Consider the following 21456-nt stretch of genomic DNA (forward strand, 5'->3'; position numbering starts at 1 on the left):
TTGGCAATTTGGGCTAGTCCTTAGGTCTGCTAATGAATTAGACAGGCGTTGAGTGGGTTTTGTTGCAAGCTTGCTTACAGAGGCTCCAGCCTTTGGGCTATCCTGCCACCGAGAAATACCTCGGCAAATTCATCAGCCAATCTGTTACTGATATCGGCGGCGCGGCGCCAATATTGAATTCGACTGGCACTATCCAAGGTTTCAAAGTCCTTGCGATCCGGAATTTTGCCATAGGGCAACGAAGCGACAAACTCCTCGGTGGGAGCCAACACCAAAGCATTATGATAACGGCGCTTGGCCCGGCGCCATGGCAAGGATTTATCGAACCATCCCGGCGCCATATGGGGATAAAAATGCGGATACAGGGTCAACCCCGGCGCCCGTGACAGCGGCAGGTCGAAGTGGTAATCAGTGATGCCGCCATCATAGAAGTGCCCGCTGGTCACACCGCTGATTTCGGTTACCGGTGACAGCAGCAGTGGAATAGAACCTGTAGCCAGCAATACGGCTTCAATATTGTCACTACTGAGCAAGGCGCTGTCTCCCGGGAGATCTTTCAACTGAGCGAAGGGGGAATCCTCTATGGCAGAGGCAAATACCAGACGCTCAAAGTGCCACCCCAAGGTGCGGCGACTGACAAGGTTGGTCATGGCGGTAGCGCCCAGGCCTGCCGCCAGCGCCAACTTGCTGCCGACCCGGTTCAAGTGACGGGCGCGGCACACCACTATGTGACTGCGAATATGCGGCTGTTTGAGGATCTCTTCGGTGCCGCTTGAGCCTAAAATCCCGCGGACTATACCGCGGACCTGGCGGCTGACCTCTTCCCGGCTCGGACGGGTTTCATAGCGCTGGTCTATGTAAAGTTGTTCCAACCTTTGATAAGCCGCCAGCGGATCTGCCTGAGCCAGACAGGCCAAACGCCAGGCGCCGGATGAAGCGCCAAGAGTGTAAAGCGGTGTCTGCCTCTGTTTGAAAAACTCGCCAAACAGGTATTTGTCGAGCCCGGCAATCCCCAGCCATTTGGGACCACCGGACGCCGCCAATAGTTGAGTAAAATTCTCAGGCTTTAATCCCTGTTCCATCAATGTCTGATAGGCATCTGTACCGGCAAGAAATCGCAAGTTAGCCAAAAAGTCACTCCCTGAGCCGCAAAAGTCACAGGCAAGATACCGCAGCCTTGCACGGCAGCCAAGTTTGACTCAAGAGTGCCTGGCTTTTGCACTGCCAGAGTGTTCCCCCTCTCCTCCCGGCTGCTCCGAAAAACGGCCGGGACGACTCAAGTTCAAACGCTCGTAAGACAGCTTTGAAAGTCTAGATAGTCATAAATAGGCTGTTAACTCAAAAACCACTATATAAATAAAAGCAAAACAGTCAATTAAACCCCAAACAAACCCAATATTTCCCTTATATAACCCAAACAGCCAAAACCCCGGATAGCCAAGGTCAGGGAAAGGTTTCTATCCAAAAAACTAAATGTTTCTAGAACGCTGCGCTCTGAGTTATCACTTTTACGTCTAAATGCATCAATTGTAACAATGCTACTATCTGCGCAATAAAAATGCAGTTTTGAATCATTCAAGAGGTCGTATGCGCTTAGCTCTTATTTCACTGGCAGTGGCGAGTCAACTGACTGTTCCTGCCGTCTTTGCTGCCGAAGAGCAGCCCAGTATCGAAACCATCTCCGTCATAGGTTCACGTATCGCCCTGCGGACCGCCACCGACAGCGTGGCACCGGTCGATATCATTACGGCCGAACAACTTGAAGCCACTGGCATGACGGAAACCGCCAAGGCGCTGCAGTTTGCCGCACCTAGCTACAGCTTCCCCTTCTCCTCGGTCACCGATGGCTCAGATGCCGTGCGTCCAGCCAGTCTGCGCGGCCTGTCACCGGACCATACCCTGGTGCTGGTTAATGGTAAACGCCGTCATGGCTCGGCACTGGTCCACCTATCAGGGACTGTGGGCAAGGGCTCGTCCAACGTCGACTTGAACGCCATCCCTATGACGGCCATCAAACGCATCGAAATTCTCCGTGATGGCGCTTCGGCACAGTATGGCTCTGACGCCATCGCCGGGGTGATCAACGTAGTACTCAAAGACAACAGTGAAGGTGGCATGGTATCGGCCCAAGCCGGTCAAACCTATCAGGGTGATGGCGAGCAATGGCGTGTCGGCCTCAACCACGGCCTCAGCATAGGTGACACTGGCTTTGTGAATCTGTCGCTGGAAGCACATCACAAGAACAGCACCGATCGCGCCGGTTTGGATCCGCGTCAGCAATATCCTCTTCTGGCCGATGGCAGCCCGGATCCCCGCGAAGAAACCGTTAACCGCAAGAATCACCATGTGGGTGACGCCGAATATGACAACCTGGGGTTGTTTCTCAATGCCGCTCAGGAGTTTGCCAATGACAGCAAACTGTACGCCTTCGGTGGCTTGAGCCAGCGCGAGACCCGCTCCGGCGCCTTCTTCCGCCGTCCACTGGATAGCCGCAATGTTGCCGAAATCTATCCCGATGGTTTCCTGCCGCAGATAACGCCCAAGATCACAGATCAGTCTCTGCTGCTGGGTTATGAATTTAACCTGGGCGAGTGGCAGTTGGATGCCTCGGCCGGATACGGCAAGAACCGCTTTAAGTACCGGGTTGAGAACACACTCAACGCCTCTTTGGGCCCCGACAGCCAAACCGAATTCGACGCAGGTACCCTGTCCACCGAAGAGTGGAACCTGACTCTGGATGCCTCACGTTACTTCGACTTTTACAATGACTCAGAGCTCCTGGTCGCTGTAGGCACAGCCTGGCGCCAGAACGCTTATCAGGTGGAAGCCGGAGAGCAAGCCTCTTATATCAATGGCGGTTATCAGAACAAGGCCGGCGGCAGCCAAGGCTTTGGCGGCTTTACCCCAGAATCGGCGGTAGATGAGGATAGAGACAACATAGGTGTCTATCTCGAGGTGGAAAACCAACTGACCGACGACTTCTACTGGGCCGCCGCGGTGCGCTATGAAGACTATTCCGACTTTGGTGACAACACCAGTTGGAAGCTGGCCGCCAGATACGATCTGACCGACAACCTGGCACTCAGAGCCACTGCCAACACAGGCTTTCGCGCACCCAGCGTGCAGCAGTTGTACTTCACCAATATCTCGACCCTGTTCAACCCGGATCCCGTGACAGGCCAGCTGGTACCGACCGAGTCGGGCACCTTCAACAACCTGTCTTCCGTGACCCAGGCGCTGCAGGTAGGCAAGCTGCAACCCGAGTTGTCAGAGTCCTTCAGCCTGGGATTGGTATACACCAATGATTCCGGTCTGGCGGTGACTCTGGATGCCTATCAGATCAGCATAGATGACAGAATCGTGCTCTCCAGCTCACTGACACCGGCCGATTCCCAGGTGGTGGCAGATGCACTGGCCGGTACCAACGCCGAGTCGGCACGCTTCTTTATCAATGCCGTAGATAGCCGCACCCGAGGTGTAGATCTGGTGGTGACCCAGGACTTTGATCTCGGCAGCTACGGCGATCTGCGCGCGAGCCTGGCCTATGCCTATAACGATACGGAAATCCGCGATATCCATCTGCCAAACCTTCTGGATGGCCTGGAAGATCAGCTGTTTGACCGTATAGAGCAGACCCGGATGACCAAGGCCAATCCGAAGAACACAGGTAACCTGGGGCTGACCCACAGCCTGGGCGACTTCAAGACCAACCTGCGCCTGAGTTACTTTGGCCCCTACACCATAGGTTACTCACGTGAAGACGTGGAGTACGACGGTAAGTTCACCGTGGATCTGTCACTGACCTATGCGGCCACAGATAACCTGAGCTTCACCGCCGGGGTGCAGAACCTGTTCGATACCTATCCGGAAAAACGCCCGGACGACAACAACTTCAACGGGATCTTCGTCTACCCCTTGACCAACACACCTTTTGGTTTCAACGGCGGTTACTACTTCCTCGAAGCCAGATACAGCTACTGATTTACCGGAAAACACATTTGCAGGGAAACATATTTGCAGGGAAACATAGGGCCGGCGATATCGCCGGCCTTTGTGCTTTTTGGCGCTGATCCCCCCTGATATCGGCCGCTTGGCAACTCAAGTGCCTGTCAGGCGCCTGCTGCTTCTCAAAGAGATCAAACTTCCAGCAGGAATGCTATTATACTGAGCCAACCCCTTTCCCCAGAAGATACAAAATGATAGTGGATACTCTGGCCAACCGTGGCCATTACCGAGTGCTGGGCCCACGTATTCAGGCAGCCCTGGATTATCTGGCCGCAACAGACTTCAGCCAACTGGCCCCCGGCAGCTATGAACTGGATGGTAAAAAGCTGTTTGCCATAGTCAACGATTACCACACCAAGCCCAGAGAAACCGAGCCATTCGAGGTACATAGACGCTATCTGGACGTGCAGTATGTGGTCAGTGGTGAAGAGGAGTTTGGCTACCTGCCGCTGGGAGCCCAAACGCCCAGTCGCCCCTATCATGAGGCGCACGACTATGCCGAGTTTGATTATCAATCCAACCGCGAAGCCGCGGCATTTATCCCTTTGAAGGCCGGCATGTTTGCCATCTTCTTCCCCGGAGACATGCATATGCCGGGTACGCTGGCCAAAGCCGTTGCTGTCCGCAAGGTAGTCGTAAAAGTACTGTTGGATTAGAAGGTCACTTGCAGTAAAACGCCCGCGATTGCGGGCTTTTTTGGGTCTGTGGTTTACTTATCGTCTTGGGTTGTGGGCTTGCAAAGCATCTCCTCGGCGCCATAACCCCAGGTCACCCTGGCCTCGCCCTGATGCTCCCAGAAGCTGTAGTCACCGCCCTGATACTTGGCGCCGCTGCCGCTTGGCACACTGAACATCAAAATGCTTCTGTCGCCGCGCTCGGCAATCATGGTTGCCGGCTCTGTCTCGAAGAAAGTGGTCACCAACTCATTGGCCGGGTTGCCGTCACAGGCAAAGAATACCGGGCCGCTAGACGCCACCAAATGATAACGGGCCTGCAGTTCTACTATCCGCCTTTGATATGAATCCTTGGTACATTGCAGCTTGTCTTCACTCTTCCAACATTCGTTGCGGCCCTTGATCCAGCCGCGCTGCTCGGCCTTGAGCAGGGGTGGCTGTTCATTGACCGCCTTGTCACTGGCCTTGGCATAAACTTCGGCCAGCTGCTGATCCAGCTTGGCAAGCTCTGGCTCCTGACAAATAAGCATCTCTATGCTGGAAGCCCGCTCGCCCAAGGCGTTGCAATCAAATGTCGGCAGTTCCCGCTCTGTTGCCTGGGGCGAGGTTGAACCACCACCTGTAGCCAATGCGGCGGCAACATCCTGGCTGTTATCCAGTGTCTGCTGCCCGCAGCCACTGAGCGTCGCCGCGGCGACCAACGCCAGTAAAAGCCCTGTCTGTGAAACTGTCCCGAAACTCATTTTTGCTCCTTAATCTTCTCGCTGAATCTACTCGCGGATGCCTGAGCCTAGTCTAAAACCCCGCGCCTGTCCGCTGGCTGAATTAAATATCAGATCAATGAGTTGGCTATTAAGCCTTATCGACAAAATCCTGCAATGCCTGCAGATTGGCAATTTTCAGCAAGGCGCCCTGTTTTATGACCAGGCCCTTGTCGATAAGCTCTTTTACCGCCCTGCGATAGACCCGGCCAGAGGTGCCGAATCGCTCCGCCTCCTGATCCGGGCTGCCACAGGAACCCAGCATCACCTCTTCGTGTTGACGCCTGAGCAGATCGAAAGCGATGTTATAGCTGATGGGGTGCAAGAGCCTATTGGTGTAAATGTCCAGCGAATCCTGATAATCCCAGGCCAGGGCGCTGGCAAAAAAGAGGGTAAATTCGGGTTGTTGCAGCAGCATATGCCTGACTTTCTTCAGGCATAACTGGCGGATTTCCATCGGCTCTTCGGCCACCACACTCCACTGACAACTGGTGGCGGTAAAGAACTCCATCTCACCGAAAAGGTGCCAGTCGCAATCCAGCTCCCCCAATTGAAACCTGCGACCGTTGACGGCGCAGATATTCATCGACACCCGGCCTTCGGGCACCAGGCACATATGGGTCAACTCCCGCCCCTGAGACAAGAGATCTTCACCGACCTGCAGCAATTGGCTCTGGCCGCAGCACTCGAGCATGGCGTCGCAAAACGCCTGGTGAGACTGCTTTAGATGCGCACTGAAACGCCCGGTGCTGTATGGTTGCAGCTGCATAACAACAAGATCCCGTAAAGATGATGGCTCATGCTAGCCCATCAGCCTTACGGGCACAAACTTCAACAGCAGAGCGCCTCCAGCGCCGCCAAAGACGCCAACTTTTCCCCCTGCATCATGGCGCTATCGGCGTCGACATACTGGTTGATGCCCTGTTGCACATCTTCACCATACAAGACCACATTATTGAGCACCGCAGCCACTTCCAGGCCTCTCAGGCGGCCAAGCGTCAGCAGCGCGGCTGTTTCCATGTCAGCCCCCAAGACTCCGAGTCGATGCCAATGACGGCAAATCTCCAGCTCATCATCCCGGTAAAAACTGTCGTGTGAACGCACTATACCGGAGTGGAAGCGGCAATCCCGGCGCTGCAAATAGGCCGCCATGGCATTGATAAGCTGCCGACTCGCCAGCGCCGGATAGCCGGGCGGCGCATAACAGCCGGAGCCACCGTCATCGCGCACCGCGGCCTCCGCCAGAATCAATTCGCCCAAGGCTATCTGCGGTTGCAGCGCGCCGGCGGAGCCGACCCTAATGACACGGCGGGCGCCACACTGATACAACTCTTCCAGGGCGATAATCGCCGATGGTGCGCCTATCCCTGTACTGCAAACAGTGACAGCCACGCCTTGGTAAAATCCGCCCATGCTGCGAAACTCGCGGTTCTCTGCCAGCAACCGGCCATCGTCCAACAGCGCGGCAATCCGATTGACCCTTTGTGGTTCACCGCAGAGGATCACCTGCTCACTCACCTGCGCCGGAGACAGACAGATATGCGGCTGTTTATCGGCACTCATCAGCAAGCCTCCGCCGGACGGCTGCCATTGTCTTTGGCGGTACGCATCCACTGACGGGTGCCGTTGGCGGCAATAAACAGCAGGATAATGTATTCAATCGACAGGGCATAAACCCCCTGGGCGGCATAGATGCCGACGCTGACCACATTGATAAGTACCCAGAGGATCCAGTTCTCGACATATTTTCGGGTCATCAGAATTTGCGCCACCACAGACAGCACTGTCATCACTGAATCCCAGAAGGGGAAAGCATCCGGCTCCAGCACAGGCTGGGCCAGCCCGGCACCAAACAGGTTGAGCGTATCGACACTGACCTGGGCAAAGAGAGCAAATACCGGGTCGATATAGACAGTCATCAGGCCGATGCCCAGCACTGAAACCGCCGCGGTAAAGGCCAGTTTCTGCTTCGACAGCCAACGCACCTTGAGGGTGTCGCCGGTTTGCTGATCCGGCCGGGTCCAGGCATACCAGCCATAGAGATTGGCGCAGAAGAAAAACAGCTGCAGCAGCAAGATGCCGTAGAGCTGTATTTGATAAAAAATAATCGCAAACAGAGTTACATTAACCAATCCAAACAGATAGTTAATCGTTTTTTCCTGGCTGGCGAACCAGATACAGAGCAAACCAAATACTGTGCCCACGGCTTCAATCCATGACATGGCATAGCCACTGCCAATGGGAATGTTCACCAGGGTATTGTTGATATCAAACCAAGCGGCAATATCCATCATCTATTCCTTGCATTATTGTGTTTTGCGCCCATGTAAGCAGATGGCAAAGCTCAAGTTAAGGACATTTGTCCACCTTGGCTGATTTAAGTCACAGCTCACTCTTGTGTGGCGCCTTCAGCACTGAAGCTGTGCCCTGACGCAGATGTTCACAATGGACATTTTCCGCTTTCGGGATTCGCTTTTTTCGATTCGGCAACATTGGGCGCCATGTAACATTTTGGTTAATTCACTCAAGTCAGATGTGACTCAGTTCACTGTCCAGGGCTGGGCTAGCCCCCATGATGCGGGCATACCTTAGAAGCATTTAACCAGCTATGAAAGATATAAAACGACTGGACTATGAATTAATGCAGGTGCTGATCGCCATAGATGAGCACAGAAATTGTCAAAATGCCGCCCATGCTTTGAGGATAAGCAATTCCGCCATCAGCAGGCACCTCAAGCAGCTCAGGGAAATTTTTGATGACACCTTGTATATCCGCCGTGCCAGTGGTTTTATTCCCACCCATAAGGCAAGCCAGTTGCTGCCCATGGTTCAGGACCTGTGTCAGCGCTATCAGGAATTGGAGAATCAGTTCACCGAGTATCAACCGGCCAAGTCACGGGAGCACTTTGTTATTTCCGTCTATGATGACTTCAGCCCCATTATTCACAAAATACTCAATAATAAGGTGCGCCCTTTCGCACCTGATATGAGTTTTGATATTCGAATTCTGTCCCACGAATACACCACAGAACTGGAAAACGGCAATATAGATATTGCCGTGATGTCAGAAAGCTATACCGGCGCCCATTTACAGGGCAATCTATTTGCCGAAGTGAGAAACCTATATTTATTGGGCAACCGTAAACATCCTTTCTTACAGGATAACGTGCAGGTGACTTTAGAAGACCTGTTCAAATATCCCTATTATGAGATGGATAATTTCTGCGACTTGCCCGAGCCTTTAATTGTCTCTGCAGCCAGACGGCGCAACCAGGAGTGTGTCATCGCCGGCTCTACGGGGAGTCTGGCCAGCCTCGCCAGCGTATTGCTGGACATGCCTTACTACTCCATCTCCTGCAATCTCTTTACCACAGATTATGTTGCCGGTTTTCCCAATCTTATTTATAGAAAACTGCCCCTCGAAATAAGCCAGACCCTATTGAGCGAAATAAACACCAACAGAGATATAGGCCATTATGTCGTGGTCAGTGATCTAAATAAATCACAGGCCAGAGACTGGCTTAAGGAGGTATTGGTCAGAGAACTGAAAAGCGAATGGAATAGGGGAAGGTGCAAATAAGTCCTCGTGGCACTCTGACTTGCACAGCAGCTGGCATTCAAGGCATCTGACTGAAGGCATGCCGGGGCCTGTCAAAGTCGGATAACGCAGAAAGCCGATTGCTGTGAAAGCCCCGAAGGGCGTGGCTTACGGACCTGCCTGCTGTGTTGTGCTTCTTGCAAAGGACTAGGGCCATTTGCTGCGAACCACGCCTTGCATCCAGGCCTGTAAGCCGACGCAGAGCACACATGAGGCTTGTTCGCACCTTCCCAGGAAAACCCAACTCATAACAAAAAGTCTCCCGGAATGAAAAATGGCAAGAGTCCGCTCTTGTCAGGGGGAGCTATTACCTAAGGGATAACAAGATGAAACCAAGAATACTGAATATGGCCACATATTCGGCAGGGCTGGCTGCGCTCCTTTGTCTGCTGGGGCAAGGGGTTCAAGCGGCAGACAGCTGCCTGAATTGTCACAGTGATCAAGCCAAGTTACAGGCGCTGATAAAGCAGCATCAGCTGGAAAAAGAGTCGCTCTCCGTCGAGCAACAATCACTGCAACTCCTGGTAAGCCAAACAGATATGGGCAGCCATGCCGAACTCGGTTGCCGTGACTGCCACAGCAAGGTCGACAAGCCCGGGGACAGAACCTGGCACCCAAGCGTTCTGGCCGATCCCAGTGCCGATGGTGGCAGTGTCTGTGGCGATTGCCATGGCGAGGAGATGATCACCAACTTCCGTCACTCACTGCATTTCACAGTCAATGGTGTCGCCAAAGGCTTGATGGAAAGGTTGCAGCAGACTCCAGAGCGGGCCCAGTTATTTGAACAGATGCATAACGGCGAAGAAGGCTGCGCCAGTTGTCACGCAACCTGTGGCCAGTGCCATGTCAGTGCTCCCGACTTCGCCGGTGGCGGCCTTTTGAACAAGCACGCCTTTGTCGCGACTCCGGATCCGGTCAAAACCTGTGAAACCTGCCACTATGAAAATGCCGAGCAGCACAAAGAGCAAGATGTGCACGTCACCAAGCACGATATGAGCTGTATCGACTGTCACAGTGCCCAGCAGGAATTCCACGGTCGGGACATCAAGCAGATCCCCGAAGGCAGACTCTACAGCGAAGGCCCGAACAGCAACAAGACCGGCCCCTATGAGCAGACTCAAAAACGCGACATTATCGTGGTGAAATGTGAAGACTGCCACCAGGATAAAGTCGCCGATCACACCGAACTTCTGAGCGGCAAGGCATCTCCCATAGATCACAATGCCAAGCTGAAGTGTACCGCCTGCCACACCCAGCCCTACAGCAACTGCTTCGGTTGCCACCAGGACGACACCTTGTCTGTGGGCAACTGGCAGAGTCTAAAAACAGCCGAGACTCCGGAGCAGAACATCAAGCTGGGGCTAAGCATAGCCAATGATAAAAACAGCAAGCTGATCCCGCTGAGCCATTCGGCCGGGATCAGTATCGATGCCGGGGTCAAGGTGGATCTCAAAGATCCGGCCACCAAATCCTATTGGGTGCCCTTTTCTACTCACTTTACCGCCAAGAACCCTCTGGCCACCAAGCAGGCACGCGAAAGTGGGCGCATGTGTGAAAACTGCCACAACACTGATGAGGATATCTTCCTCAAAGAAAGCGATTTGCGCTTGGGAGAGACAGATCCCGTCTCCGAAAGCCAATGGATAGTCCCTAAAGAACGTTTACCCAAACACTGAGCCCAGGAGCCGAACATGAAACATAAGATGATAATCAGTTTACTGCTGTGCGGCCTTGGCAGCATGCAATACGCGCAGGCCCAGGAAAGCGCCTTTCAGACCTCAGGAGTGATCATGGGGCTGAGCAACTATCTGTGGCGTGGCCTGACCATCAGCGATGACAAACCCTCACTGCAGGCCGATATCATGTTGGAGCATGAGACAGGTTTCTATGCCGGAATCTCCTTTGAAACCTATAGGTATCAAGGTGATGAGGGGATAGAGAAGGATTATGAAATCGACTACTACGCAGGTTACTACCTGACGGTCAGCGACGAGTTGGGCTTTGGCTTCAATGCCATGCGTTACACCTATGGCGACAGTCACTCCAATCTCGAATATGCCCTATCCATGGATTACAACAGCTTAAACTTGGCGCTCAACTATGATCAGGACTTTGAAACCTGGTACAGCGAGGCCAACTATGCGCTGCCGCTGGCGCAGTATGGCGAGCTGGTTATCCATGGCGGCTATTACTTCGATGCCGAAACAATGGGCTTTGAAGATAAAGGGGAACTGCAAGACAGCGCCTACGATTTGGCGCTGCGCTACAGCTATCCCCTGTTGTCACAGCTGGATCTACTGCTGGAAGCCAGCTATCAGGAGTTTGAGCACGACCACTATATGATAGGACTCGCGTTCAACTTCTAATCAAAGCTAGCTGAGGGCGAATTCCTCACCATAACAATAATTAGCAACTCCCAAACTCTTGCCCCGCCCCTGCTGCGGGGCTTTTTTTAGATTCATCGCAGCCCTCCGGATAATGCGCCGGCTTGATCAGGCACATAGCGAGCATTTTCTCGGCACAATAGGCGGCGCGCAGATAGTCCCGCGCTTTAGCTCCCTTGAGGTTGTGACTCAGCGTCATCAGCCCGAGACGCTCGGCCCTTTGCGCCAATGTTGGCCTTGGTGCCGGCAGACCATCGGCCAGCTCATCCAGCACCCCATGCAGGGTTTGCTGCATCAGGCCAAGGCGCGGTTGCGGCGCCTGGGGTGCTGACGGCTCGGCCAGCGCCTGCGCGAGTAGTTGCTGGTCGCCGGATTGGGGCAAGGTATCGAAAAAGAGGCTGAACCAGTTATCCAGCAGCAGGGACACAGGTCGCAGGTATAAGTGGCTGGCAGTGCGCTCGATGCGCGCCACTATCAGCTCGGGTACCCGCTCGCCCAGCAACTCCAGATTGGTCACGGCTCTTTGACTCAACTTGTTGTAAGGCAGTGAGAAACTCAGCAGCGCCTGTTCCCTGTCCCAATAGTGCAGTTCCATACACTGACTGGCCTGATTGAAACCACTCAGGTAGAGACCGCTCGGCCGAAAACACAGGTACTCCTGTTGCCAGTCTATCTCGCTGGCAACAGAGAGACTCACGGGCTCCAGCGGCTTGGTCGCTGGGTAGACCCGGGTATCCTGCAAACGCCGCAGGCGCCCCCAGGCATTGAGTTCGGCCTGAGCCAGGGTTTGGGTCTTACCCTGCCAACCCAGGGCCGACGGCGCGCCTGCCAGCATGGGCAGACCGCGAAATACGCTGGCATAATCCAGCCGCTGCCCGGCTTTGGGGCGGCTCTCGGCCAGGGTGATAAAACGCCCCTGCTCATCCTGCAATACCTGAGTCACACCATGGGCGCCCCCTTCGCTTTGCCAGGGAAAAGCGCCCAGCCCCAGCACCTGCTCTGGCGCTTGTTGATAGGGTCTTTGCGTCTGTGGCTGGCTGCCTTCCAGAGCCGCCAAGGAGCGGGCCAGACAGCTGAGCAGCAATTTTCTATCCCTGACGCCTTGGCCCGAGACATATTTTTCCAGCGTGCCATGCAGCTGTTTCAAAGCGGTCAGTGGCAGATTTTGCCTGTCCATGGGCACCAGCAGGAGTTCCAGCTCTACCAGGGACGAGGGTCGCAACCTCTCGATGCCGAGCTCAGTCATCTGCTCCAGCAACTTAAGGCAACGGCTCTTTAACTGATCGCGGCTCTGCTGCCCCAGATACTGCAACTGCGCCTGCTCATCGAGCAGCCATTGCGGCCATTCAAAGGCGATGACCTGTTCTTGGCAATAGAGCCAGACGGCGAGCAGCGCATAACGCTGCGCCTCTTCGGTGCAGATAATATCCTGCAGCCCCTGTACGCACCGAAAATACAGTTGCTGCCCCTCCAGTTCGACGCAGACTGTGCCTTGTGCAAGCTTAATATCCGCCGCCCAGCGGCGCTGACTCTGCTGATACAGGCGGCGAACCTGAGTCTTGCCGGCATCATTCAAAAGCTCGGCCAGATGGAGTTCCACCCGGGGCGGCTCTTCGGTGCAAGTTTCAGGGGATGCGGGCCGCTCCAGCAGATAAAGCGCCGCAGCCACTATGTGTTTACACAGGCCGGAGGCGCCGCAATCGCAGCGACTGGCGAGCGGGTTATCCCAATCCAGCAGCCCCTTTTGCCCTTCAAACTCAAAGCCATAATCCTGCATCTGCGGCTGACTTTTCTCCAACGCCTTGCGGGCCCGGCGCACCAAACCTGCACTGCCTAGGCTGGTGAGTATGGTTTCATTCATCGGCGTAGCCCCATAGTCAGCGCCAGCCATTCGGCAAAGTTATCCGGGCTGAGTGAACCTATCTCCATCCCCAGGCGCTGCAGGTTGTCGGTGCTAAAAGTACTGTAGAAAGGCTCGGCATCGTGATTCATGGCGGTCATCCCCAACATCTTGATGCCACTGTCTATCATCCCCTGGGCCTGGGCCAGCAAGGCCTGCATCGAACCTCCCTCTTCAAAGTCGGACACTGTTGCCACCACAGAGCGCCCCGGCTCAGAGCAGAGTTGCTGACAATAGCGCCAGGCCTGGGAGATTAAGGTTCCGCCGCCCAACTGGCAATTGAGCAACACAGACACCGGATCCTGGGCCTGCTCACTCAAATCCACCACTTGGGTGTCGAACACCACCAGCGACAACTTCACCGATGGCAAGCGGGTCAGGATCCCGGCGATCACTGCCGAGTAAATCAGCGAAGTCGCCATGGAGCCGGACTGATCTATGCAGAGCACTATGTGCCAGGGCAGTTGGTGTTGCAGACGGGCATGGAAATAGATCCGCTCGAAACAGACCTTCTCGCCATCAAAATGCTTGAGGTTGCGGCGAATACTGGTCTGCCAGTCCAGATTGGCCAGCCGTTTCACCGGACTGTGGGCCTGGCGGTTGAGCCTGCCACTCAAGTTGTTGATATAGGTCGGCCGCAGGCGACGCAGCAACTCCTCGACCACTCCCTGAATAATTCGCTCTACCTGTTGCCGAATGGCCGGCTTGTGATGGGCATTGAGTTTCAGCAACTGCTTCAGCACCCCCATACTGGGAGTGATCTTTTCCAGCACCTGCGGCTGCTCCAACACCTGATGCAACCCAAAGCGCTCGACCGCATCGGACTGCAGCCTGTCGTTGACCGAACGGGGAAACAGGGTCTCCGCTGCCTCCAGCCAGTTGGTCACTGCCAACTCGCTTTCCCCCAAGCCCGCGCTTACCTTGAAGCCACGCAGCAGCTGGCCCTCCTGATAGAGCTGCTGCAACACCTCATCCTGTTGCTGTTGCCGGGAGCTGAGACGGGTATCAAGCGCGTTGGCATAGCGCCCCAACACCAGACGCCAGCGCTGCTTCAGTTGCTCATCCATTGACTCAATCCTTGTTGCTCCAGGTCACTGCGCAGCTGCCGCTCCAGCGCCAGCCCCTGTTGAAAGTCCTGTTCAGATATCCCGTATTGCAACCAATTCAGGCCATTATCCCACTGATTCAGCTGCAGCAAACGGCGGCAAAGCTCATCCACCTCTCTGGCATCCAGCGCGCAGAACAAGCCCCTCATGGCCGGTAGCTTGTCGATAAACTGCGCCTCACTCAGCTCACTGAGCCAGTGATTCAGCATGGGCAACAGGCCATGGTCTTGCCGTAACCAGTGCGGCACCACCTTGAGCAGCGCCTCAATCACAGGGAAGGGATCGTTTTGCAGCTGCAACTGTTGCAGCAGTGGCGCCGGGTCCAACTTGTCCAGCTCGATAGCCAAGGCCTGCAGGACAAAATAGAGCACGGGGCGATGGGCGTTATGGCTTGTCAACCAGCGCAGTCTGTCACGCCAGGGAGACTCGAGCTCGTCCTGATGCAAGACAGCTACGCTCTGCAGATCCAACAGTAACTTCACCGCCTCTTCATCGCTCAGGCGGTTGATTGCCGGTAAATGAAAGCCGACCTGATGCCACAGGGCTTTTTGGTAAGCCAGCAGCTCAATATCGGCAAACAGTGGATGATGCGCTGCCGCCAGCAAGGTCATAAAGCTATTGGCCAGTTGCTGAATGTCGCTGCATTGGCTTATCTGCTGCGCAATGGCATGGGCGCTCAGCTCTTCCGGCATCCCCAGATGCAGTGCCAACACCAGTTTTTCCACCAGTTGCTGCAAATCTTCCTGGGGCAACTCACTGAGCCGCCGTTTTACCACCAGCTCGAGACGCAGCCCCAGGCTGGATTTCTCGGCCAGTGCCACTTCCACCGCCGGAGTCCAATGATAGTTCCAGTGTTCATGGCGATGGTTGAACTTCAATTGCAGGATGACCGGCATGCCATTTTGTGGCCTGGCAAAACCGCTGCCCACAAACAGCAGCCGACACAGGAGGCGACGGCGCTCAATATGCTTGTCCGTCATGGCGTAGAGATCGAAGTGACAGCGTCCCGGTTTTTCCGTCTGCAATCTGGCCTTGCGACATAGCGCCAACACCTCTTCCACCAGCGGTAAACTGGGTTGGTCGGCCGGTAACTGCCCCAGGACATCGCCGCTGAGCACCTTTTGCCAGGGTTCGAGTGTCGATGCCGACAGCTGCTGTTTAATCAGGCAACTGCCCAGAGAATCCAGCAGATCATAGCTGCCGGGGCGCACCAAGCCACGCAAACTACAGAGGGCCTGCAGATGCTCAAAGCAGTTTTTCTTATAGATCAGCGGCAGTTGCGGCATCTGCTCCAAGAGGTAGAGCAACCAATCATCGGCGTTCAATTGCCGCTGCTGAAACTGCCAGCGACAGAAGGCTGGATAAGGCATACCGGCACCGTAGCCTTTGCGGGCATCCAGCAAGGCGTCACTGAAACGGATCACAAAGCTGTCTTGCGTGTCATCGACGACGATCGCCTCGGCCTCGTCGGCAAAGTTGATCAACGCCGGGGTATGAAAACCACCTGTGAGTACGGCCACTCGCTCATAGCGGCGGCGGGCCGCCTTGATATGGGCCCGCATCTGGGTTTCACGGGCCAGATCGCCCATCTCTTCCAGGCTGTCTGTGCCAAAGCAGGCACGACTGGCGGCGCAGAACAGCAATACCTGGGTAAAGAAGCTCTCGGCCGAGGCGAAATGCTGTTGTTCAAACAAACGCTGCCAGAGTTCGTCGGCATCCCGGCATCCCAGTTGCTGCTGTAGGCGGCGGCTGTAGTCCGAGCTTAAAAAGCGGCTATCACTCCAACGGTTGCTTACACCGCGCTCCTGCGCCTTTTCATCCAGATCGATGAAGATCACCTCAATGCCCTGCGCCGTCGCCCAGCGCAGCGCCTGCCATTCAGGGCTGTTCTCGGCCAGAGGGTAGTAGCTGCCACTCTGATAGATGGCAATGGGCGGCACCACAGTATCGCGCTGCAGCAGTGACAGATGGCGGATAAAACTGCCGGGGGCTTCTATTAACACGGCTTGGGGCTGCCGGCGCTGCAACTGCTCCAGCGCCATGGCGGCGCAGGCCGGGCTGTGATGCCGCAGCGGCAACCAGCACACCCCGGGATCGGCCGCGGCGGCCTTGAGCAGTTCACCAAACTCCCCTCTAAGGAACATCACCTCATCCACAGAGCTTTTCCTGCCTGGAAGAAGGCTTGCCAACCCTGGCGTTCACGGGCGACCACATCCATGTAATGAGCCAGCTTCTTCACATCGTCGGCCTTGTCCTTGATTAGCGTGCCGTGCATCTGCTGCACCAACTGGGCGGCACTCATGGGCTCTTGCCAATAGAGGCTGTGCAGGGCGCAGCCATGCACTATATTAACCGCCTCGGCCGTGGACAGAGTGGCATCCATCGCCTGCGGGCCGACGGTACTGCGAAGGTCGTGAAATACCCGCACCAGCAAGTCCACCAGCGCTTCATCCAACTGCACCTGCTGGCCGCTGTCCGCCAGACGTTGGCTCACCTGAGCCAAAATCAGCTGGCGCTCCAGCAGAGGATCGCTGAGCACAGGCACTGTCTCGAAGTTGAAACGGCGCTTGAGCGCGCTGGACATCTCGTTGACCCCACGGTCCAGCAGGTTGGCGGTGGCTATCAGGTTGAAGCCAGGCTTGGCCTGAATCGAGACGCCCAGCTCGGGGATACTGAGGCTTTTTTCCGACATCAGCGAGATCAGCACATCCTGCACCTCCTGCGGGCAGCGGGTGATCTCTTCGATACGCACCAGCTTGCCCTGCTCCATCGCCTGATAGACGGGGCTTTTCAGCAGGGCTTCCAGGCTGGGGCCACCGGACAGTAACAGGGCAAAGTTCCAGCTGTACTTGAGCTGCTCCTCCGTAGTACCAGCTGTGCCCTGAATGAGATACTCACTGCTGCCGCTGATGGCGGCGCTCAATAGCTCAGAAAGCATCGACTTGGCGGTACCGGGTTCACCGACCAGCATCAGGCCGTTGTTGCCCATCAGGCTGACAATGGCCCGCTCCACCAGGGCATCTTCCCCGTAGTATTTGCGGCCGATATCAAGCGCCGCATCGCCGCAGATAAAACGTCGCACCGCCCCGGCCGACATGGCCCAGCCCGGTGGAATAACGCCCTTGTCGGCCGCCATCAAGCGTTGCAATTCATCCTGATAACGCTGCTCGGCATGAGCCCGAATGACTTGTTCCATCCTGTTTGCTTCTCCTTATTGGCTGCCACCAGTAAGGAAGCAGCCTAATCCATCCGTTATCGACCTTTACCAGGGCAGTTTCGATTCCCAGTCAGGATCTGCCACACACTTGTCGCCGACTTCACGATAGTCAACGGCGATGGCATTGAGCAGGTTGACCGGCACCTCGGCCAACGGCAGTTGACGGTAGCGGGCATAGCGGCCACGGGGGTTGGTCCGCTCCATGACCCTGATGTCATAGATGGCGGCGGCCTCGTTTTCTTCCGGCACGCAGTTACCGCTGAAACCGAACTCCACTCTCAGCCCCAGGGTATCGAAACGCTTGAAGTAGTTATCAAAGAAACCGCCGTCTTCCGCTTCACCGCGCTGATAACCTTTCTTGGTCAACAGGCCACGCAGGGTATAGCAGTCGGTCATCCGGCCGTGCTGGTCATTGAGTGCCTCCTGACCTTCAGTTAGCGTCACTTCGGCACTTCGCAGCTGCTCGAACAGCGGCTTGACCTTGTAATCCTTGAGATGTACACGCCAGGCATCCAGCGCTGCCTCCGCTAACAGGTTACCGCTCACCAGGCGTATACTCGCCGCAGCGGGCAGTTGCAGCTCTTCATCGTCAATATCGATAAAGGCGCCGTCTTCCGTGGGTCTGAAGGTTTGCCATTGACCATCAATCTCCACCTGCCAGAGGGTGCGCTGCAACAGGCGATACATGACCGGATGCTGATGCAGGTATTGCTGCCAGTCTGCGGCGAGCCAATGCCGCTCTGTGACCATGGCCTCATACAATCTGGCACTTTGCTGTTCAACCACCTGCTTGAGTTCTTTCTTGCAGTTGCTGAACCATTTTTTCACTTCGGCAATATCGCCTTCGTTATCTGTCTGCCGAGGTTGCGGCAGGCTCTTGAGCAGCTTGCCCTCTTCGTTGAGCAATCTCAGCTTGAGGTCGTCCCCGAGTGCCAGCGCCAAAGTACGGCTGCCGAATTCAAACGGGCTGGGCTGGGTCAGATGTTCGAGCCCGGCCGTCTGCACAGTGCGATCCGCCAGCTCATCCTGGGTCCAGCCGTTACGGACCGCAATTTGACTGACTTGCGCCCGCGCCAGCTCCTGCACCGAGTTGGTGCGATAACGCCGCGAAATACTCAGCAGAAACTGAATCGCCACAGGATCGTCCGAGTTGGCCAAGGCCTGCAACATGGCCTCTATCTGTGCCCGCCGCTCATAGCGCTTCTTCATAAAGGGTTGGATCATGCCCAGCAGGGTTTGCGCATCGCCGCCAGCGATCAGGGCCAACATCCCCTTGTCTTTGATGGCCGAGCCCAGGAGCTCATTCTTTTTCTCGGCAAAGCGGACCTGAAACGCATCCTCAAGGGTCTTGTGTTGATACTCCTGACCCCAGTCGTATTTGGCCCAATGCTGATAAGATTGAAAAGTCTGCTGCTGATGCGCCTTGGCATATTCCAATGCCTCATCATCCGAAGGGCAACGGGTATCCTGGGCGATAAATGCCGCCAGAATAAAATGCCCAAGACGCTGACGGCTTTCGCTATCCAGCAGCGACAGATAGTGACTCAGCAGAGGGTTGCCCTGAGGCTGCTTGAGCTTCACCGCCAAGACGACCCACCAGAACACCAGTTCGAGCTCGACCGGGCTGCCGTCTTCAAAACGGCATGCGGGCAGCGCTTCACGCGGGAACCAATCCATGGACTTGGGTGGCGCCTTTTTAAGGCCGGCCTTGGCTTCGGCCAGCAGCGCTTCCTTGCCAAGAAACTGGCTGATATCGGCGCCGGTTTGCAACAATGCTTCCAGCAACACGACCCGGGTTGGCATATCTTTCTCTTTATTCAGCGCCTGGCTCAATGCCTCCTGCGCCGAAGCCGCCTTGAGGCGACCCAGCCAAGTGGCGGCCAGCACCCGGTTATCCTTGCTGCCGGAGGCCAGCTCAGGAGTGATAAGGGTGATATCGGCGCCGTGGCGTTCGGCGCAGTACTGAGCCGCCGCCTGTATGGCTTTGCGACCATGGAAGGCATGTTCATGAACCTTCCTTTGCCAGTGCTGCGGCAGCTTGGGAAATTCTGCCAGAATCGCCAAGGTCTGTATCAATACCTGATTGGCATCGTGTCGATAGGTTCCATTGAGCACTTGGCCATTGAGGCCATGCTCTATATAGTCGAGGTTTTCGGCAAAGAAGGGCCAGATCAGCAGTTGTTCACAGGCGGCCGGCAACCAGTCATCTTCCCGGCCTTCGTAGCCAAACAGGGCTTCAATCAAGGCCGCGGCGGGTTGATTCTCTTGGTTGCACAGGCTCAAGAGTTGCCGTAAATCCGTCATTCCCGGCAGACTTCTCAGAATATATTCCTGGCTCAGCATACGCTCCCAGGAATGACAGGAGAGCTCATGGCGTTCCATCCGCAAAATCAGCCTTAGGCTGGCCTTGGGGTGCTCGTCGAGATCGGCGTGGCTGATCAGAGAATAAAAACCTGGCAGAGATGATTGCCGGCCTCTTTCGAGGTCCATCAGCGCCGCTTGCAGCTGGGCACTACTGACTTGCTGCCAACGTTGCAGACTTTTCCGGTCGTCGGCCAAATGCCTTTTGCGATAGCTGGGGGCATCTGGGTGCTCCGCCGCAGCGATATCGTTTTCAAGCTCTTTGATCTCTTTAGCCAACTGCTTTTCACACAGACCTAGCCATTCTTCAGGCACTTTGACGTTTTTATCAATGGCCGCAACGGCCGGAATATCCCAGCTGAACTGGTCACTCTGTTGCTGTCGGGTCGTGTTATCCAGCATTTTCGCCAGTGCCGTTTTTACCGCGGCGGATTTCTCTTCACTGTGCCAGCGCTGCAGCAAGGGGGTCGCTTCAGGATAGAGGCCAGCCACAACCAGCCAGTGACCACGGGTAGCCGCCTTGGCGCCCGGAAATTCCCGCTCCAGAAACGCCAGCAGTTGCTGTTGCGGGCTCTTTTTCAGCAGTTTCAGGGCCTCTTCACGGACAGTCGCCGAACCATCGGCGGCCAACGCCATGACCAGCGGCAGCTGCGCCTGTGACAGGGTCTGACAGGCTTTATTAAGCAAAGCACAAAAGGTTTCGCGGCCGCTGAAATGTAACTGTTTCAACAGCTGCAGATATTCAGGATCTTCACTGAGCTTGAGCCAGTCGGTACTCTTCCTCAGCGAGGTGCGGAATGTATCGTGATAATAAGAGTCGGAACCTTCAAGAATAAAGGCTTCCAGCTCATGGGGCGGGTGCTCATATTGCGCGACCAGCGAGGCCAGATAGTCACGACTGGGCAGATCTTTGCCCGCCAAACGGCAACCGTAATACTCTTCTGCCAACTCTCGGAACAGCATCAGCACGCCATTGAGCCAGCCGCTCGAGGTGTTTTGCACGCCGTAGATGCTTATATCTGGGTTGCAGGCATGACACACCAAGCCGAGACGGCGCATAACGGCCGGTTCATTACAGGCACCGGTTGCCACAAACTGGTTGATGGCTTCACGGGCCTGAATCAGCCGCTCATCATTTTGTCCGTAGCCATAGGGAACACCCGGCCGCGCCAGTGTTTCTCCAGCACTTAGCTGCTGGAGCTGCGACAGACACGCCACAGGTTCACCGGTCAAAATATACTGACTGACGGCTTGTGCCAAACCCGTTTGCTGCTCATCGATAATCCGGCAAGCGTCTAGCAATAACTTGTCTGTATTGGGGCGAGTGAAGGCTTCAAGCTTGTTTTTTAATACGTCCAGCATCTCTCATATTCCTTGAGTCATTAGCAAATATGTCTTCCTTCCCCCAATAGCAGACATTCAGTAAACACCTGCTTAAGCCGGCGGCCGA

Annotated in this window: 15 protein-coding genes; 5 read left to right on the forward strand and 10 right to left on the reverse strand. The window is 55.5% G+C overall.

The window, feature by feature from the left end; genetic code table 11:
• Positions 1-74: 74 nt before the first annotated feature.
• Positions 75-1130, reverse strand: a complete 1056-nt coding sequence (locus ACF8D4_RS09235; RefSeq protein WP_392464977.1) for an alpha/beta hydrolase — start codon at positions 1128-1130, stop codon at positions 75-77.
• Positions 1131-1587: 457 nt separating this feature from the next.
• Here ACF8D4_RS09235 and ACF8D4_RS09240 point away from each other — a divergent pair, with 457 nt between their 5' ends.
• On the forward strand, positions 1588-3981 hold the full coding sequence (locus tag ACF8D4_RS09240) for a TonB-dependent receptor plug domain-containing protein (RefSeq protein WP_392464978.1): 2394 nt from the start codon (positions 1588-1590) through the stop codon (positions 3979-3981).
• 215 nt (positions 3982-4196) lie between these two features.
• On the forward strand, positions 4197-4661 hold the full coding sequence (locus ACF8D4_RS09245; RefSeq protein WP_054745014.1) for a YhcH/YjgK/YiaL family protein: 465 nt from the start codon (positions 4197-4199) through the stop codon (positions 4659-4661).
• Between the two features lie 53 nt (positions 4662-4714).
• Here ACF8D4_RS09245 and ACF8D4_RS09250 read toward each other — a convergent pair whose 3' ends face one another.
• The 4 genes from ACF8D4_RS09250 to pnuC all read right to left on the reverse strand — a co-directional run bounded on the left by ACF8D4_RS09250 (position 4715) and on the right by pnuC (position 7734).
• Positions 4715-5422: an MliC family protein gene (locus ACF8D4_RS09250; protein WP_144438620.1), complete on the reverse strand. Its 708-nt coding sequence runs from the start codon at positions 5420-5422 to the stop codon at positions 4715-4717.
• Between the two features lie 109 nt (positions 5423-5531).
• On the reverse strand, positions 5532-6209 hold the full coding sequence (locus ACF8D4_RS09255; RefSeq protein ID WP_392464980.1) for a Crp/Fnr family transcriptional regulator: 678 nt from the start codon (positions 6207-6209) through the stop codon (positions 5532-5534).
• Positions 6210-6271: 62 nt separating this feature from the next.
• Positions 6272-7003 (reverse strand): nucleoside phosphorylase, encoded by a 732-nt coding sequence (locus tag ACF8D4_RS09260; RefSeq protein WP_071237093.1) that lies wholly within the window; start codon positions 7001-7003, stop codon positions 6272-6274.
• A complete protein-coding gene (gene pnuC, locus ACF8D4_RS09265; protein ID WP_269149838.1) occupies positions 7003-7734 on the reverse strand; it encodes a nicotinamide riboside transporter PnuC in 732 nt (243 codons plus the stop codon). The genes ACF8D4_RS09260 and pnuC overlap by 1 nt, the downstream gene beginning before the upstream one ends.
• 314 nt (positions 7735-8048) lie before the next feature.
• Here pnuC and ACF8D4_RS09270 point away from each other — a divergent pair, with 314 nt between their 5' ends.
• The 3 genes from ACF8D4_RS09270 to ACF8D4_RS09280 all read left to right on the forward strand — a co-directional run bounded on the left by ACF8D4_RS09270 (position 8049) and on the right by ACF8D4_RS09280 (position 11404).
• The gene (locus tag ACF8D4_RS09270; protein ID WP_129979427.1) at positions 8049-9020 is read left to right on the forward strand and encodes a LysR family transcriptional regulator; all 972 of its coding nucleotides are present in this window, start codon (positions 8049-8051) and stop codon (positions 9018-9020) included.
• A gap of 344 nt (positions 9021-9364) precedes the next feature.
• Positions 9365-10714 carry a hypothetical protein gene (locus ACF8D4_RS09275; protein WP_221060530.1) on the forward strand — a complete coding sequence of 450 codons (1350 nt, stop codon included), beginning with the start codon at positions 9365-9367 and terminating at the stop codon, positions 10712-10714.
• A 15-nt stretch (positions 10715-10729) separates the two neighbouring features.
• Positions 10730-11404, forward strand: coding sequence for a TorF family putative porin (locus ACF8D4_RS09280; protein ID WP_101060281.1), 675 nt, complete (start codon positions 10730-10732; stop codon positions 11402-11404).
• A 40-nt stretch (positions 11405-11444) separates the two neighbouring features.
• Here ACF8D4_RS09280 and ACF8D4_RS09285 read toward each other — a convergent pair whose 3' ends face one another.
• The 5 genes from ACF8D4_RS09285 to ACF8D4_RS09305 all read right to left on the reverse strand — a co-directional run bounded on the left by ACF8D4_RS09285 (position 11445) and on the right by ACF8D4_RS09305 (position 21368).
• Positions 11445-13283 (reverse strand): SWIM zinc finger family protein, encoded by a 1839-nt coding sequence (locus tag ACF8D4_RS09285; protein WP_392464983.1) that lies wholly within the window; start codon positions 13281-13283, stop codon positions 11445-11447.
• A complete protein-coding gene (locus ACF8D4_RS09290) occupies positions 13280-14389 on the reverse strand; it encodes a VWA domain-containing protein (RefSeq protein ID WP_392464984.1) in 1110 nt (369 codons plus the stop codon). The genes ACF8D4_RS09285 and ACF8D4_RS09290 overlap by 4 nt, the downstream gene beginning before the upstream one ends.
• Complete coding sequence (locus ACF8D4_RS09295) at positions 14374-16584, reverse strand: DUF5682 family protein (protein WP_392464985.1); 2211 nt, start codon at positions 16582-16584, stop codon at positions 14374-14376. Before ACF8D4_RS09295 ends, ACF8D4_RS09290 begins: the two co-directional genes overlap by 16 nt.
• Positions 16572-17624, reverse strand: a complete 1053-nt coding sequence (locus tag ACF8D4_RS09300) for an AAA family ATPase (protein WP_101060274.1) — start codon at positions 17622-17624, stop codon at positions 16572-16574. The genes ACF8D4_RS09295 and ACF8D4_RS09300 overlap by 13 nt, the downstream gene beginning before the upstream one ends.
• A gap of 66 nt (positions 17625-17690) precedes the next feature.
• A complete protein-coding gene (locus ACF8D4_RS09305) occupies positions 17691-21368 on the reverse strand; it encodes a DUF4132 domain-containing protein (RefSeq protein WP_392468610.1) in 3678 nt (1225 codons plus the stop codon).
• Positions 21369-21456 lie beyond the last annotated feature (88 nt).

It is taken from the genome of Shewanella sp. YQ_9 (genome assembly GCF_043103185.1).
GTDB lineage: Bacteria > Pseudomonadota > Gammaproteobacteria > Enterobacterales > Shewanellaceae > Shewanella > Shewanella algae.

What these genes read in the sequence shown, in the direction of transcription:
- ACF8D4_RS09240 (WP_392464978.1), top strand. Translation starts at nt 1,588, where the DNA reads ATGCGCTTAGCTCTTATTTCACTGGCAGTGGCGAGTCAACTGACTGTT.
- ACF8D4_RS09245 (WP_054745014.1), top strand. Translation starts at nt 4,197, where the DNA reads ATGATAGTGGATACTCTGGCCAACCGTGGCCATTACCGAGTGCTGGGC.
- ACF8D4_RS09250 (WP_144438620.1), bottom strand. Translation starts at nt 5,422, where the DNA reads ATGAGTTTCGGGACAGTTTCACAGACAGGGCTTTTACTGGCGTTGGTC.
- ACF8D4_RS09255 (WP_392464980.1), bottom strand. Translation starts at nt 6,209, where the DNA reads ATGCAGCTGCAACCATACAGCACCGGGCGTTTCAGTGCGCATCTAAAG.
- ACF8D4_RS09260 (WP_071237093.1), bottom strand. Translation starts at nt 7,003, where the DNA reads ATGAGTGCCGATAAACAGCCGCATATCTGTCTGTCTCCGGCGCAGGTG.
- pnuC (WP_269149838.1), bottom strand. Translation starts at nt 7,734, where the DNA reads ATGATGGATATTGCCGCTTGGTTTGATATCAACAATACCCTGGTGAAC.
- ACF8D4_RS09270 (WP_129979427.1), top strand. Translation starts at nt 8,049, where the DNA reads ATGAAAGATATAAAACGACTGGACTATGAATTAATGCAGGTGCTGATC.
- ACF8D4_RS09275 (WP_221060530.1), top strand. Translation starts at nt 9,365, where the DNA reads ATGAAACCAAGAATACTGAATATGGCCACATATTCGGCAGGGCTGGCT.
- ACF8D4_RS09280 (WP_101060281.1), top strand. Translation starts at nt 10,730, where the DNA reads ATGAAACATAAGATGATAATCAGTTTACTGCTGTGCGGCCTTGGCAGC.
- ACF8D4_RS09285 (WP_392464983.1), bottom strand. Translation starts at nt 13,283, where the DNA reads ATGAATGAAACCATACTCACCAGCCTAGGCAGTGCAGGTTTGGTGCGC.
- ACF8D4_RS09290 (WP_392464984.1), bottom strand. Translation starts at nt 14,389, where the DNA reads ATGGATGAGCAACTGAAGCAGCGCTGGCGTCTGGTGTTGGGGCGCTAT.
- ACF8D4_RS09300 (WP_101060274.1), bottom strand. Translation starts at nt 17,624, where the DNA reads ATGGAACAAGTCATTCGGGCTCATGCCGAGCAGCGTTATCAGGATGAA.
- ACF8D4_RS09305 (WP_392468610.1), bottom strand. Translation starts at nt 21,368, where the DNA reads ATGCTGGACGTATTAAAAAACAAGCTTGAAGCCTTCACTCGCCCCAAT.